Genomic DNA, 13,778 nt, shown 5'->3' on the forward strand with positions numbered 1-13,778 from the left:
GTCGCCGACCTGGCCGCGGTGCTCCCACGGCCACGCCTTCCGCGCGGGCTGTCTCTCCCAGCCCCTACCTCCGGCCTGCTGCGCGCAGGTCGACCTGTTGACGACTGACTCTCCCTCTGCCTCAACCGTCGCGCTCGGAGCCCCCCATGCAGTGCACTCCTGACGCCACCTGCCAGGCCCATCTCGAGGAGCTGCGAGCCGCGCTTGTCGAGGAGCGTCGCGCCCGCGCCTACGCAGAGGGGCTCGCGGAGGGCCTGCGCCAGGCGATGGGCCTCACGCGCGCGCCGGTCCACGTGGCCCAGGTGGTCCCGGTGCCCGTCACGCAGGCCAGCGTGACATCACGCAAGCGCAGCGTGACGCCCAGCGTGACGCAGAAGGAGGGGGAGGCGGGGGAGATTGAGAAAGCCGAAAGAGTTCGGGCAAGTAACGCCGTCCGACAGGCCATGAAGCGCCAGCGTGACGCCCAGCGTGACGTCACGCAGAGCAGCGTGACGCTACTCCCAGTCTCTCCCCCTTCCCCGTCCTCCTCTGCCTCTGTCCGGAGGGGTGCGCTGGCAGTCGTCACGGTGGCCGCGCGTGACGTGCGTGACGCCCAGCGTGACGCGCCCCAAGACCACCGGACCCCGGCCACGCTGCCGCAGGCCGTGCAGGAGCTGCGCGAGGCATGGAACACCCTCGTCGCGCCCCACGGCTTCTGGCCCTGGGGCACCCGCACATCGCGCCATCTCCTGGTGGACGCTCTCGCGGCTCTGGAGGCTCGGCCGCTTGAGGAGTGGCGCCGAGTCTTCGCCCTCGTGCCGCGCTCGCCGGTGTGCCGCGGGGAGCTCCAGTCCCGCACGCGCGCCAACGTGGTGCGCATCCTCCGCGGCGTGACGTCGAGCGGCCAGGAAGTGGCCGAGCAGCTCCTGTCCGGCGCGTGGTCCGTCGACGTAGAGCCCGAGGTAGCGCCGCCCCCGGAGGACCCTGGCGCCGTCATGTGCCTGGAGGACGTCCCGATGGGCACCGAGGCTGAGCGCGCGTGGCGCGGTGTCATCGCGTCCATGCGTGCCGAGGGCCGCGTGTACGCCGTCGAGTGGCTCGAGCGGGCCCACGCCAACAACCTCGACGAGGGCACCCTCGTCGTCGAGTGCCCGGACCGACACTTCGCGACGTGGGTCGAGGATCACTACCGCGTCCTGCTCGACGAGCACGCCCGGCGAGCCGGCCTCACCGGCATCGCCTTCGTCACCACTGCTGACGACGCGTCTTGAGCCCTTTGCCCGGTGCGTACGCACGGCATCGGGTTCACCGCAGCACTGCCGTCCCCCAACACACAAAAGAGGTCGTCACATGAAGGCTGTCGCAAGGGTTGTCCTGCTGTCCCTCGTCCTCGGATTTACCGCTGCTCGGGCCGAGCCCGTTCCTCCGGGGCTCGTCACCGGGGAGTGGCTCCACATCCGCAACATTGCGCAGGAGAAGGTGCAGGAGACCTTCGAGCAGTATGGCCGTCGGGCGGGCTACCGCGAGGGGGAGAAGCTCAACGCCGACGACGCGAAGTGCATGCTGCTGTTGTTCGCGGACGGCGCCATGCGCGTCGTTGCGAAGCGTCTTTCCAAGGGCGCCGAGGACCGGCCTCGCTTCTACCGTGCCGCGGACTGGCTGGAGAAGGAGGCGGCGAAGGCGTGCAAGAAGAACGGCCCTCCTCCGGGCAACCGAGGGATGCAGATGGTGATTCTGGCGGGTGACGAAGCCGAGAAGACCAACGTGCACCGGGAGAATGCGGCCGCGTTGCCGTCAGGCTGGAGGCAGCAGCTCGACGCGCTGCTCGCGAAGGACGAGTGGACTCCGAGCGAGATTGCGCTCGTGGGCACCGTCGTCCTCGTCCTGCTCGCGCGCGAGGCCGTGCCGATGCCGTAGCAGAGAAGCCAAGGGGCCCGGCGCGAGCTGGGCCCCTGTTGTCCTCGGAGGTAACCCAGATGCACTGCATTCGCTCGCACAACGTCCTCTATCCAGGGAGGCACTCGTGATGCCCCAGTTCCTGCACGCTGTCGCGTGGGTTGTCGTGCTGGCCGGCGCGTTGGTTGTCCTCGCCCTAAGCACGTGGCTGACGGTGGTGGCGCTTCGCTCCATCCTCCGCTCCATCGGCTGGTGGCGAGATTTCTTCTCTTTCGTGGCGGCGCGCCGGAGGAGTCGACGCGTCGGAGGGCGGCCGTCATGACTCACGCGCGAGACGCTGACCCAGGCCTCGACCTGCGCCAACTGAACCGAGAGGACCCGACCGAGGCCGAGCGGTTGACGGCCTATGCCCAGTCCCTCATCCGCCGCGGCGCGGACCTCCACGCCGTGCACGCCGAGACGTACATCCGCCTCGGTACGCTCTACCAGTGGCTTTCTCGGCTTCGCCGCCTGCCCCGCACGGAGAGTCCGCCCAGCATCTTGGGAGCCACTAGCCGAGAATAGAGACCCACATTCAGACAGGATGCACGGAACAGAGTAATTTTACACCACAGAAGGAATTTGGACAAAACCAATATATTGATCAGGTAGCTAGAGACCCCACAACATATAGTGCCAACAGAAGTCGGAACATAACGCCCAACAAATCCCCACCGCTTGCAACATTGCGAAGCAGCACTGCACAGGCGAATAGCCAATGACCTCGCTACCTACTGAAATAACTGCACAAACTACCGGAGAAGGCCTGCATACCTGCCCTACCAGGGAGCTTGCTAGCGCGATAACGGCGTGTTATACGCGGGGTGTGTCAGGAAAACGGGAACAAGCCCTGCGCGTTGCGCAGCGCATCATTTCACTTCGAGCGGAACTCGACGCGCTGATTGTTGAGTTCGATCGACTTATGGGAGGAGCAGAAGACCCTCATCCAGGACTTGTCAGAACTCACTCCTCGCCCGCTGAAACGCGAGGTTCGGGGGGAGGAGGGGTACCCGCGAAGAGCCCGTCCGCAAATGACTCGGCAATACGTGACGCACAGCACGAGTCAGTTAAGCGGCCAAGCACCCATCTCTCGACGGCCCTGGATGACCACTCCTCCATCATGAAGCCGACCAACGTGGATATGGTGGTCGAAGTACTGCGCAAAAAGTCCGCTGAGCTGCGTGGTCAACTCCGCGAAGCGGCCGAGGGGCCCTATCTAGCGACCCAGAAGACTCTTGGAGCCCGAACGCTAGAGGTCCTCGCGCATGCACTACGCCCTTTAGACGTTCGCGAGCTAGCAGCTATTGTCGGAGTAGATCCCAGCGTCCTGCGGACGGTCGTGTGGCGTCTCGCGAAGAGTGGCGAGGTGGTGAAGGAAGGTAGGGGATATCGGCTGAGGAGACGAGATGAAGCCATCCAGCCTCTGCTCGCAGCCGAGCCTGATTCGGAGGAGTCCTAAGACATCAAAGCAGCAGACTAAAGAGGTCTGCCAACAGGTGTCTCTCATCCCTCAAAAAATACGGCCGGCATGGGGGTCCAGACCCCATGTCGGCCGATAGCAAGCGCACAGAGCGCGCTAATGGATTCGGCAGTTCTCACCGAATTTCGTAGCGCGATGCCCTCCGTGTGTCAACCCGGTGGAGGTGGCTCCTCTCCAGGAAGGAGGTAAGCATCTTGACGGATTCGAATATTAAGTGCGTCAAGTGTGGTGGTGGATTCACTCGAATCTACCGCCACTATCGGACTGGCAAGCTCATGGATGCCCGGAAGTACGGATACCAAGCTTGGCCGTTCGGCTGTCGCTGCCGTAAGCAGTAAATTGCAGAGCCCTGCGGGGTAAGGACCAGCAAGCTACCCCGTTCTTGCGCGGGGTAGCTCGCTGCATTGGTGGTTTTGTGCATCACTAAGATCATTCGCAGCCACAGCAACTCACTGACCACTCTTTGTACAGGCGCCCCCCGCGTAAGACCTCAAAGGCACGGAGGGAGCCCTCGCGAGACGGCACCACGGTCCCGCACCGACACCTTCCGGCCCGGAGGTTCGGTCGGTGCCCGCCGGGGGCCCAGCGGCACGCCTCCTCCAGGTGGCGCGTGCCCGTCGCGGCCTCGTACCAGCACAGCTCGCCGCGGAGGATGCGTCCCCCGCAGTTGGCGGCCGTGCACCGGCCCGGCTTCGTCGCCGCGATGATGGGCATCACGTTCCCCGGGAGAGCAGCGCGAGCTGGCCTGGCCGGACGTGTCCGCGCCGCGCGCTCGCCTGCCGGGGGCGCCGCAGTTCACCCGCTCCTGCTGGAGGAGGGGTGCTCGGAGTGTCCGGCCCGAGCCCTTGCGCGTCGAGAGCCTCGCGCAGCCGGGCGAGCCCGCTGTCGCGCAGGTGCTCAACCCGGGCGAGCGACAGCCGGAGCTCAACGGCCATCGTCCGCAGCGCCACGGCTTGGCCGTCCGGCCGCCCCACGCCCGTCAGCCCCTGCACCACCTGGCGCTCGAGGACGGGCAGTCGGTACAGCGCTCCGAGGACGGCCTCGCGGTGGGCAAGCCAGTTGAGCCGCTCGGCGGTGTCGTCGACGAGGGCGAGCTGCAGCTCGACGGTGGCGCGGACGCCTCCGCGCCGGTCCACGGCCGCGTCGCGGGCATCCGCTGTCGCCTCGCGCGCCTCCAGAATCGCGTCGAGGGACAACGGCGAGGACACCGCGCCGTCCCCAAGCGCGTAGACGGCGGCCGCGTCCAGCCCCTGGCGGCGCAACACCGAGGACACGCGGCCACCCTCGGCCGCTGCGGTGCGCTTCGCACGGCGCACGGCCTTGCGCGCGTGGTCCGTCACGTGGACGGGGCTCGACCAGCTCGCGGCCGCGCGCTCCATCGCTTGGCGTGCGAGTTTCATGGCCCAGGCAGGGAAGGCGCTGCGCCCCACGCCCACGCGGCCCGGCTCGAAGGGGTTGGCGCGCTGGCGCAGCATCACCGCGACGAGCCCCTCCTGCACCAGGTCGGCGAGAGGCACGCGCCACTGCCAGGACACCACGTGAGCCACCCGCTCAACGTCTGGACGCACCAGGTCGACGAGCTGGGCCTCCACTCGTCGGGCCTCGCTGCCTCCGCTGGGCAGCGCCCGGTACTGGTGGAGCAACTCCTCGATGACGAGTTCCCGAGCGCAGTCGTTCCGGCTCACGGGCCGTCCCTCCGCGCGGGCTGGTGGAAGGCAGACTTGAGCTGCATCTGGGCGCGGACCTTCGCCACCCGGTTTCGGTTGCGCGTCTTCTGCGCCTTGCGGGCCCGCTCGGCGCGGGCGCGACGGTGGGCCTCTGCCTCTTCGCGGGTGGCGTACCTCTCCGCCGTCGCGCGTAGCTCAACACGTGGCGCCTTCGCGTCGTCAGAGCGCACGGCCACCAGCTCGACGAGCTGCTCATCGTCGAGCCAGGCACACCCGTTGAGCGCGTCGTTCAGCACCTTCAGGGTGTTGTCGAGGTCGCCAGTCCGCCGCGGGCGGTAGATGGTGACGACCATTCTCACGGGGCCGGCCAGGGGCTGGACACGAGCGAGCGCGGCGACACGGGCGACGGCGGCCTTGTACGCGGTGGCCTCGCTGGAGGGCACCAGGCCGCGTCCCTTGCTCGGGCGCCAGTAGGTGTTCGCGCTTGGCGGGTAGGGCAGGACGAGCTGCACCACCGCAGCACCCGAAGAGGCATCACGAGGAGAGTCCATTCCTCTCGGCTACCATCGAACCCTGACGGCGCCGGCACGCCGCATGCTCTCGCGCAGGTGCATGGACAGCTGGACTCAGAGGGTGGCGCTCGCGCAGCGCCTGGGGGCCGCGGAGCGGCGGATGCAGGTGGCGATTGAGCAGATGGACGGCAGTCCAGAGTCGCGGATGCGGTACGCACGCGCGCGTGCCGAGTACCGCGCGGCCGAGGACCTGGCGTTGGTGGTGCTGGGCGCGCGGGAGGCCCTCGCTCTCGTCGAGGAAGGCGCGGCCCAGCCGATGGGGTAGAAGACCGCCGTGCCGCACGACATCCGGAAGACGCGCCCCGAGCGCCGCAAGGCCCCAGCCGGAAGCACCGTCCGCGTTGATGGCCTGCACGTCTCCCGCGAGGCCTGGGCGCGCGTCGTCGGGCTGGCCGAGCAGATGGCGCGTGCGGGCATCCCTCGTGCCCACCGCTCCGGCGCGCTGGACTTGCTCCTCACCCAGCCCCACGTTGCCGCCCAGGTGCTGGCGGGGGGATGCCGCGCCTACCGGTGCGCCACGTGCGGCACCTGGCCCCCCAGCGCCCGAGAGGCGCTACAGCACCAGGACGAGCAGCCCGACCATGAGGTGCAGGGCTTCACAGTTCCCCCGCTCCAGGCAAAAGCCACCACTCGCGCAAAACAGGAACTATCATCAAGTCCATGCGTGCTCGACGAGAGACGTGTCGCGAATGGACCGCGGTGACGGTGGCAGTCGGCCTCGCCCTCGGGTGTGCATCTACGGAGCATGCCCGCTCCGGCACGAGCGAGGCCTACGCGCAGGCCACATGCACGGACACGGTGACCTGCTGCCTCCAGCGCAACGTGGGCAACCCCGAAGCCTGCGGCCTGACGGCGGCCGAGGCGGGCAAGTACATCAGCGCGGCGATGGCGCTCGACGGGTCTGGCGAGAAGAGCGAGGAGAAGGACGACCCGGACGAGGAGTGGAAGCAGCAATGCATGGACCTCTACGTCCAGTGCCAAAACCAGACGAAGCCGCGCTGGTCAGGTGATTGCCATGCGTGTTTCCGGAACTGCGAGGGGCAGCACAAGTGGCCCTTCCAAATGTGCCATCCACGCCGGAGCCGGAGTTAGCCGATGCCCACTCCAATGAACTGGGACGACATCGATGACCTTGAGCGCCGCGTGCTCATGGACGGAGAGGCGCTAGTCCTGACGGACGAACTGCGGGACATCCTCCGCCTCCGTGCAGCAGAGGTTGCCTTGCCTGCGCCCGCGACGGAACAGTCCCTCCAGGCCGAGGCGACGGCTCGGGTACTCCTCGAGGAGATTGCGCGCCGCATCCGTGAGGGCTCCGTCCGGCTGGGGCGCGCGACGTCGCAGGCCTACAAGCACCAGCAAGCCGGCGACAATGAGGCAGCCCGTCGCGCCCTGGAAGCCGTTCTGGACGTCGAGGTCGTCCCGCACTACCGAGACGTGGCGCAAATTCAACTAGAGGCCCTCGACGACGACGAGTAGCTGCCACCCACGGCGCGCCGCCCCTTCTCACGGGAAGGAGGCCCCCGTGCGAAGAGTCCGTCCACCCACGCCGACATCCATGCAGCTCGAGCGCCGTCGCATCCGCGAGGACTTTGAGCGCGGCCTGCGCCGGCTCCGCGGAGAGCCCGAGCCGGAGGCCCCGGCCGCGCCTACTCCAGGGCCCGGCGAGCGGTGCCACTGTGGCGGCCCCCTGCTGCTCTTGAGCGGCCGCCGCGTCTGCGGTCTGGGCCTCCACGATGACTGAGGTTTCGTGGTGGAGGCGAGCCCCCTGGCGCGGCTTCTCGGCTCGCAGCGCCCACCACACCCGCCTGGCATTCTGCTGGGCGGGGTTGTTCTTCTCGCGCCGCGAGGGGTCCATGCCCGACGTACGCTGGCAGGCCGAGGACGTGCGCGTAGTCCAGGAGCCAGGGCGCGCGGCACACCTCGAGGTGTACGACGCGCAGGGCGACTACTCGCCCTGGTGGGAGCGCGTGGAGCTGGCCGGCAGAGACGCCGTCGAGCTCCGGCGCATCATCGACCGGCTGCTCGACGTGCTTTCACGGCAGGGCGACCGGCCGTAGACGGCCCCTCGGGCGCCGGAGCGCTCCCGATGCGCGCGGCCTCCAGACGCCGAGCCGCGGCCTCGCAGTAGCGCTCGTCCAACTCCATGCCCACAGCACGCAGCCCGAGCTGCTGCGCGGCGAGCAGCGTCGAGCCGCTGCCGGCGAAAGGGTCCAGCACCAGGCCACCGGCAGGGCATGACTTCTCGAGGAGGTGCGCGAGCAGCGCGACGGGCTTCTCCGTCGGGTGCGTCCGCTGGCGCGGGGACACGGGCGGGAAGCCGGCGATAACGGCGCCCTCGCGCTTGCCGGCCAGCGGACGCCGGCTCGACTGCGCGGCGAAGAGCACCACCTCGTAATCCGGCGCGTACGACTGGCGCAGGTCCCCGGTGCCGCCGTGGGCCTTCCACCAAATGCGCGCGGACTTCACGCGCAGGTGGGCGCTGCACGCGTCGTAGAAATCCGGCCAGCTCTGCCAGTGGCAGAAGACGTAGGCGTGTGCGTCCGGGGAGAGCGCACGCCCCGCGGAGGTGAGCGCCTCCCGGAGGACGCGCATGCCCTGTCGGACGCCATCCGCACGAATGGGCCGCGAGCCCTCCGATTTGGACTCCCAGGCCATGCCATAGGGCGGGTCGGTCACCAGCGCGTCCACCGAGTGGGACGGCAGGTCCAGGAGCACGTCGCGGCAGTCAGCGTTGTAGAGGGTGACGGTGTTGGTCGAGTAGTACGGCTTCACTGGGGCCTTTCTGGCGCGGCGCAGGAAGCTCTGCACGGGCGGTGCCGGTGGCCCGCTGCTGGATTCATGGGCGATTCGACAGTCAGTCCGCGACACATCGAGCCGCTGGGAGCCCCTGGGGATCACCTTGAATTCACTACAGAATCGCCAATGACTTGCATCAAGATCGACATCGGTCTTCGTGCATAACCATCTGAAATTGCTGAATTTTATTGCATCTTCGCGCTGGAGGATTATCCATACACGAGCAGCACCAACCAGCCCCCCCCGAGAGGAAACACCCATGCAACCAATCGTCGACGCACTCATCAAGTCGTGCAGGCTCACCGAGGCACTGGCGAGCAAGACCACAACCTACGCTGCCCCTCCTCTCCAACTCCGAGACAAGGCCCGCGAGAAGGCGTCGAAAACCGTAGCGGCAACCTTGCAGGCGTACATTGAAGGGACGGCATCTCAGCCTGAGACACCGCTAGCCGAGGAGTACCTCAAGGCCCATGAGCTTCTCCATGAGCTGCGAGAGGCAATTGTGGGCACTGTCGCCTCGCACAGCGGAGAACTCCACGAGAAGGCTCTCAGGAAAGCACGGGAGGACGTGGTGGCGAAGATGCTGGCGTATGCGGAAGCGCAGGAAGTCTGACCGCAGGTAGCGCGAGTCGGAAATCTTGCCAGACAAGGAAAGGCGCGGCCCGCCCCCGAAGCCAGGAGCGGGCCGCGCACTACAAGCCGAACGTCAACCGGAGCCCCGCGCCAGCCCTCCGCTCGCGCGGCGTGGCCTGGGCGAAGGCGAACAGCCCTAGGTTGCCCCGGAGCCGCGCCCCGCCCTCGAGGCGCGCGTATGCGCCAGTGAGGGACGACGCGCCGACCTGGGCCTCGACGTAGCCCGTCCTCACCGGTACGTCAGCGAGGACACGGGAGAGCCCCGCGGCGACAGCTACCCGCGGGGCGTCTGAGGGCCCGCGGCCACCACCGGGGGCAGCGCGGCCGTGCTGCCGAGGGCGCCGAGCGACAGCGCCGACGCCATGACCTGGTCGGCGACGTCCCCGGCCTTGTTCGCCTTCACCTTGTCGAGCGCGGCCTCGATGAGGCCCGACAGGTACGTGCCCACTGCGCTGCCGGTGAGTCCCAGCACCTGCTGGAGTGCCGCGAGTCCGTGCGCCCCGAGGCTGGCCTTGAGCTGCTCGAGCGCCTTGGCCTTGATGCGCTGGAGTTCCTCCTTCGTGAGCTGGCCATCCGCCGACGCGGCCACCAGCTCCGCCTTGAGCGTCACCTCCATGTCCCGCACCACGCTCTCGGCGAGCTGGGCGGCACGGGCCCCGAAGGCGGCGAGGCGCGACTCCTCGGCCTCGGCCTGGAGCTTCCCCTTGAGGCCGGAGAGCCAGGCCACCGCGAGGGCGGCGATGGCGGCGAACACCACCGGCACCACCTCCACGGCAGCGGACGCGAGGATGGAGGACAGCGAGGGCGTGGTGGGCGGGGCGGTGCCCACGGCGGCGAGGACGGGGACCGACTGCGCGGTGCCCACGTCCGCGAGCGCGGGCGACACGGCGAGGACAGCCACCGCGAGGGCGGCGAGGATGGCGAAGTGCTTCTTCATGGGGTGCAGCTCCTGACAGCGAGGAAGGACAACACCCCGAAGAAGAGGCGCTCACTCCCCGAGGGGCAGGCGCCGGAAGCCCATGAGCCCGGCCCGGTAGTGCATGCTGTCGTAGACCTTCACCCGGGCATCGGCGCGTGCGGCGTCCTCGAGTGTGCGCGTGCTGCTACCTCCCCCGGAGGCGCCCACCACCACGCCCGCGCCCACGTGGACCATCACGTGCTCGGCGTCCCTGCGGTCTTTGTGGTGGTGGTACAGCACCAGGTCGCCCGGGAGCAGCTCGCCGGCGAGCCCCACGGGCTGGAAGTCGGCCCAGAGCCTGTCGGTGTTGTGGGTGTCGCGCAGGTCGGGGCCTCCGACGTGCCGAAGCGCGGCCGTCACCAGTCCGCTGCAATCGAAGCTGCGCTGGCCGGTGCGAGTGTCACGCTCGCCCTTCGCACCCCAGCGGTAGGGCGCTCCAATCTGCGAGAGGACGAAGGCGACGAAGCGGGCGCGGGGGGATGCGGACATGGGCACTCCTGGGAGAAGGGTTCCCCCGGGAGAAGAGGTGCACTCACCGCTCGGAGCGTTCACCGCCAGCGGCCGTCACGAGGTTCGTCGCGCGCTGAATCTGGCGCGCCCCGCGCTCGCCCATGAGGACGTGAACGTGGTTGGAGACCTGGCCGAGCTGGGGCCGGGCCTCGCCCTGCCACGCCTCGAGCGCGCGCAGGCGCTGGTCCACCAGCCGAAGCTCCGCGTCGTGCTCGCGGACCACGCGCAGCTCTGTCTTGATGTCCCGGACGTCGGCGGCCACGGACTCCATGCGCTGCACCAGCAGGGGCACCTGGTCCACGGCCTGCTCGTGCTTCACCTGCCGGCGCGACAGGAGGCCGTTGAGGAGCGGCACCAGGAGCTGACTGACCGCGAGGGCGAAGATGGCGGTCTCAATCGTGGGCGTCATGTCTGCGAGAAGGGGCGGCCTTCCCCGGAAGACGAGACACTCCGCGAAGAGGGACTCGCGCGAGCGGCGGACTCGGCCCCCACGGGAAGGGCACACGGGTCTCAGTCCTTGTGCCCGCGAGAGGCAGGCGAAGTCCTGCGAAGGCAGCAGTCGGGGGGGGCTTGTCACCTACGCGCCCGACTGCTGCTGAGCCCCTCCGAAACGAACAAGAGGGGCCCTCTTCGCCCTCTACTTAACGACTTCAGCGTGCAGCCAGCACGGGACGGCCGGAACAGCGATGGCCCGCTCAACTACCCCGACCGATGGCGACACGGTCTCGGCCAGCCTCCGGAAACGCTCAAGGGCCGCATCTCCGTCCTCAGCCATCACTACGACGGTCGTGTCCGGCAACTGGCGCTTCTTGCCAGAGTCCCCCACGAGAACGTCAGCGAAGCCGTTCTTCAGCAACACGCTCTTCACCGCAGACTGGAACGGCGTCTTCACATCGTACGCCACCAAAAACTGATTCATCCTGCCCCCGTTGAACGTCACCCTGGCGCGATATGCGCTGGGCAACCGAGCACCCTACCCACGAGCGTGTCCCTCGCAATCGTTTTCCTTGCGCATCTCTCACGGAGCAGATGCTCGCACAGCGCAAGGTGCGCGACTGTCAGACATGGAAAGGACGGCTCTCCCGGCAAACCGGGTGACATCACTGCGTCCGGATGAGGAAAGGCCTCCTGACACCCGCGTTGCATCGCTCTGCCGCGCGCAGCGCCAGCCGCGCCCGTGCCTCGGGCTTGATGTGGCGGGCCGCGAAGAGGGCGCCGCGTGCTGCCTCCGAGCCGCACCCCACGGCATCGAAGCCGTCCCGCGCCTCTCCCACCTGGTAGTCGCTGTCGATGCGGAAGAGGCGCCCAGCCACCCCGACCAGGAAGACGCCGCCCAGCTCCTGCTCGTTCTGCCTCGTCGCCCACCCCTTGCCCTTGAGGGAGCCACGCACGGCGTCGACAAGGACTTGGCCAAGGGGACGCGAACCGCCATGCATCGATGACCTCACGTTTCGTTAGGTCATCCGGGTTGACGTGCTGGGCCAATGCCTGGGACGGGTTGGAGTGCGTCCGATATGCGAATCCGCATATCGACCACGTGCCAGGGAGGCCGAGGGGGTCACAACCGTTGTGACCCTTCACCCCTTCTCGCGGGCATGCACGACGCCGACGTACGCCCCGCGCTCCGCGCCTACGTCCAGGCCGTTCGCCCTCACGCTCGGGTGGTTGAGGAGCTGGGGCTCCGTGCCGGCCGCGTGCGCGTCGACGTCGCGGCCCTGGAGCTGTGCGAGCTCACGGCCTGGGAAATCAAGGCGGACACGGACAACCTCCGGCGCCTGCCGGGCCAGGTGGCCGAGTACAGCGCCGTCTTCGACAGGTGCCACGTCGTCGCGGGCGCTCGCCACCTGCAGCTCGCGGCGGGAGCGGTGCCGAGCTGGTGGGGCGTGCTGCGCGTGCGCCAGGACGCGGGCGGCTGGGCGCTTGAGGTGCTGCGCGAGGGGAGGCCCAACCCGGCCCCGAGTGCCGAGGCCTCGCTCGAGCTGGTCTGGCGTGACGAGCTGCTCGCGCTCCTGCAGTCGCGCGGCGCCGCGCGAGGGCTGTGCTCCGCGCCGCGGGGGCGCCTTCGTGCCCGAGTGCTGGAGTTGCTGACGCCGGAGGAGGTCCGCGCCCACGTGCGGCACGTCCTCGTCACGCGCGAGGGCTGGCGCGAAGGGTCTAGGCATCACCGACACCCTTACATGTAGGATACCAGGGAATTCCAGTGAGGCCGAATGCAGGTGTGGCGCCCCCTCCTGGGGTGGGAAACCCACATGTGCGCCTAAATTTGGATTGCTCGGCGCCCCCCAATCACGCGTCACGGATTTTCTGCGGTTTTCTCCTCGGAGAACTGAGGGCAGACCCCCCATTTTTTCGGCCCTCAGAAAGCCTGGGCGACCCGCTGTCGCGTCCTGCACGCGCTCGCGGGCCCCGGGGGGGGGTGTCGCGCTGTCGCGTCGCATGGCGGGCCGCTGGCGCCCCTTCTGGCGGGGCATGACCAATCCCACCGCTACCGCCGAGTCGCAGTCCTCCCCACCCGAGCCGCTCGCGGGCGAGTCCGTCCTCGCCCTGTCCTCCCACGGGGGCGGGCAACACCTCGCCGTCGTCTGCTCCTGAGCCGAGGCCCCGGCCATGCTGCGCGAGCTGGTGGCGGCCGTCCCCTCCCTGGCCAGGGTCTCCCGTGCCGAGGCCGAGGAGACGACCTCCACGGGGGACGTCGCGCCGGAGTCGTCTCCCGACGCTGCCTCTTGCGAAGGGCTCTCCCCGGTCGCAGCCATGCGCAAGGCGTGCGCGGACCTCGTGTAGTCCCGAGGAGAGGCGCTGATTGGCCTCGACCTCCGAGCGTCCATCGAGTTGCGAGAGCTGGCCCAGCGCATCGGAGCCCTACCGGTTCCGTCCGGCGTCTCCCACCTCGCAGCGGAGACGTCGCTTCGCGATGCCGTGCAGGCCCAGGAGCGCCCCGCGGCGGCGCCCCAGCGCAAGGTCGGCGACGCTCACATCGACCTCACCCTCGACGCGAGCGATGTCACCGGGAAGCTGGACCAGCTCGACGAGCGTCTCGGGAAGACGCTCGCACTCGCTGACCGCGTCGCCGATATCGTCACTCTGGGGGACCTCGCCGCCGCCATCAACGCGGCGAGCAGCGTCCTCGGGGTGCTCACCGGGCCGGACAGCTGGGCGGACACGGCGACGCGCCAGCGCGCCACCGAGGCGACGCTGTCCCTGGTCACGCGCGCCGAGCAGCTCGCGCGCGGCGCGTAGCCGACACCCCT

Annotated in this window: 19 protein-coding genes; 11 read left to right on the top strand and 8 right to left on the bottom strand. The window is 68.7% G+C overall.

Annotated elements, in window-relative coordinates:
• Positions 1–146 precede the first annotated feature (146 nt).
• From VZQ01_RS06630 to VZQ01_RS06640, 3 genes are all read left to right on the top strand, one after another.
• A complete protein-coding gene (locus tag VZQ01_RS06630) occupies positions 147–1,250 on the top strand; it encodes a hypothetical protein (RefSeq protein WP_426747216.1) in 1,104 nt (367 codons plus the stop codon).
• Positions 1,251–1,329: 79 nt separating this feature from the next.
• Positions 1,330–1,896 (top strand): hypothetical protein, encoded by a 567-nt coding sequence (locus tag VZQ01_RS06635; protein ID WP_426747218.1) that lies wholly within the window; start codon positions 1,330–1,332, stop codon positions 1,894–1,896.
• Between the two features lie 1,138 nt (positions 1,897–3,034).
• A complete protein-coding gene (locus VZQ01_RS06640; protein ID WP_426747219.1) occupies positions 3,035–3,373 on the top strand; it encodes a hypothetical protein in 339 nt (112 codons plus the stop codon).
• Positions 3,374–4,107: 734 nt separating this feature from the next.
• On the opposite strand, the gene VZQ01_RS06645 is transcribed toward VZQ01_RS06640, so the two are convergent.
• Positions 4,108–5,079: a sigma-70 family RNA polymerase sigma factor gene (locus tag VZQ01_RS06645; RefSeq protein WP_426747221.1), complete on the bottom strand. Its 972-nt coding sequence runs from the start codon at positions 5,077–5,079 to the stop codon at positions 4,108–4,110.
• Positions 5,076–5,612: a RusA family crossover junction endodeoxyribonuclease gene (locus VZQ01_RS06650; RefSeq protein WP_426747223.1), complete on the bottom strand. Its 537-nt coding sequence runs from the start codon at positions 5,610–5,612 to the stop codon at positions 5,076–5,078. Before VZQ01_RS06650 ends, VZQ01_RS06645 begins: the two co-directional genes overlap by 4 nt.
• A gap of 61 nt (positions 5,613–5,673) precedes the next feature.
• Here VZQ01_RS06650 and VZQ01_RS06655 point away from each other — a divergent pair, with 61 nt between their 5' ends.
• The 5 genes from VZQ01_RS06655 (at position 5,674) to VZQ01_RS06675 (ending at position 7,690) form a co-directional block, all read left to right on the top strand.
• Entirely contained in the window at positions 5,674–5,898 is a 225-nt protein-coding gene (locus VZQ01_RS06655) for a hypothetical protein (protein ID WP_426747224.1), read from the top strand.
• A 434-nt stretch (positions 5,899–6,332) separates the two neighbouring features.
• Positions 6,333–6,725, top strand: a complete 393-nt coding sequence (locus tag VZQ01_RS06660; RefSeq protein WP_426747225.1) for a hypothetical protein — start codon at positions 6,333–6,335, stop codon at positions 6,723–6,725.
• Positions 6,726–6,740: 15 nt separating this feature from the next.
• Entirely contained in the window at positions 6,741–7,109 is a 369-nt protein-coding gene (locus tag VZQ01_RS06665) for a DUSAM domain-containing protein (protein WP_426747226.1), read from the top strand.
• A 46-nt stretch (positions 7,110–7,155) separates the two neighbouring features.
• Positions 7,156–7,374, top strand: coding sequence for a hypothetical protein (locus VZQ01_RS06670; protein ID WP_426747228.1), 219 nt, complete (start codon positions 7,156–7,158; stop codon positions 7,372–7,374).
• 112 nt (positions 7,375–7,486) lie between these two features.
• Entirely contained in the window at positions 7,487–7,690 is a 204-nt protein-coding gene (locus VZQ01_RS06675) for a hypothetical protein (protein ID WP_426747230.1), read from the top strand.
• Here the strand turns inward: VZQ01_RS06675 and VZQ01_RS06680 are convergent.
• Positions 7,641–8,405 carry a DNA-methyltransferase gene (locus tag VZQ01_RS06680; protein ID WP_426747232.1) on the bottom strand — a complete coding sequence of 255 codons (765 nt, stop codon included), beginning with the start codon at positions 8,403–8,405 and terminating at the stop codon, positions 7,641–7,643. The genes VZQ01_RS06675 and VZQ01_RS06680 overlap by 50 nt on opposite strands.
• A gap of 283 nt (positions 8,406–8,688) precedes the next feature.
• Between VZQ01_RS06680 and VZQ01_RS06685 the strand changes: the two genes are divergently transcribed.
• The gene (locus tag VZQ01_RS06685; protein WP_426747234.1) at positions 8,689–9,042 is read left to right on the top strand and encodes a hypothetical protein; all 354 of its coding nucleotides are present in this window, start codon (positions 8,689–8,691) and stop codon (positions 9,040–9,042) included.
• A gap of 294 nt (positions 9,043–9,336) precedes the next feature.
• On the opposite strand, the gene VZQ01_RS06690 is transcribed toward VZQ01_RS06685, so the two are convergent.
• The 5 genes from VZQ01_RS06690 to VZQ01_RS06710 all read right to left on the bottom strand — a co-directional run bounded on the left by VZQ01_RS06690 (position 9,337) and on the right by VZQ01_RS06710 (position 11,921).
• Positions 9,337–9,999 (bottom strand): hypothetical protein, encoded by a 663-nt coding sequence (locus VZQ01_RS06690; RefSeq protein WP_426747236.1) that lies wholly within the window; start codon positions 9,997–9,999, stop codon positions 9,337–9,339.
• 51 nt (positions 10,000–10,050) lie between these two features.
• The gene (locus VZQ01_RS06695; protein ID WP_426747238.1) at positions 10,051–10,509 is read right to left on the bottom strand and encodes an NlpC/P60 family protein; all 459 of its coding nucleotides are present in this window, start codon (positions 10,507–10,509) and stop codon (positions 10,051–10,053) included.
• Positions 10,510–10,552: 43 nt separating this feature from the next.
• Positions 10,553–10,939 (bottom strand): hypothetical protein, encoded by a 387-nt coding sequence (locus VZQ01_RS06700; protein WP_426747239.1) that lies wholly within the window; start codon positions 10,937–10,939, stop codon positions 10,553–10,555.
• Positions 10,940–11,167: 228 nt separating this feature from the next.
• Positions 11,168–11,422 carry a hypothetical protein gene (locus VZQ01_RS06705; protein ID WP_426747240.1) on the bottom strand — a complete coding sequence of 85 codons (255 nt, stop codon included), beginning with the start codon at positions 11,420–11,422 and terminating at the stop codon, positions 11,168–11,170.
• A 208-nt stretch (positions 11,423–11,630) separates the two neighbouring features.
• Positions 11,631–11,921 carry a hypothetical protein gene (locus VZQ01_RS06710; RefSeq protein ID WP_426747242.1) on the bottom strand — a complete coding sequence of 97 codons (291 nt, stop codon included), beginning with the start codon at positions 11,919–11,921 and terminating at the stop codon, positions 11,631–11,633.
• Between the two features lie 204 nt (positions 11,922–12,125).
• Here VZQ01_RS06710 and VZQ01_RS06715 point away from each other — a divergent pair, with 204 nt between their 5' ends.
• Positions 12,126–12,713: a sce7726 family protein gene (locus tag VZQ01_RS06715; RefSeq protein ID WP_426747243.1), complete on the top strand. Its 588-nt coding sequence runs from the start codon at positions 12,126–12,128 to the stop codon at positions 12,711–12,713.
• Between the two features lie 646 nt (positions 12,714–13,359).
• On the top strand, positions 13,360–13,767 hold the full coding sequence (locus VZQ01_RS06720; protein ID WP_426747245.1) for a hypothetical protein: 408 nt from the start codon (positions 13,360–13,362) through the stop codon (positions 13,765–13,767).
• Positions 13,768–13,778: the final 11 nt, after the last annotated feature.

This window comes from Myxococcus faecalis (assembly GCF_050039385.1).
Taxonomy (GTDB): domain Bacteria; phylum Myxococcota; class Myxococcia; order Myxococcales; family Myxococcaceae; genus Myxococcus; species Myxococcus fulvus.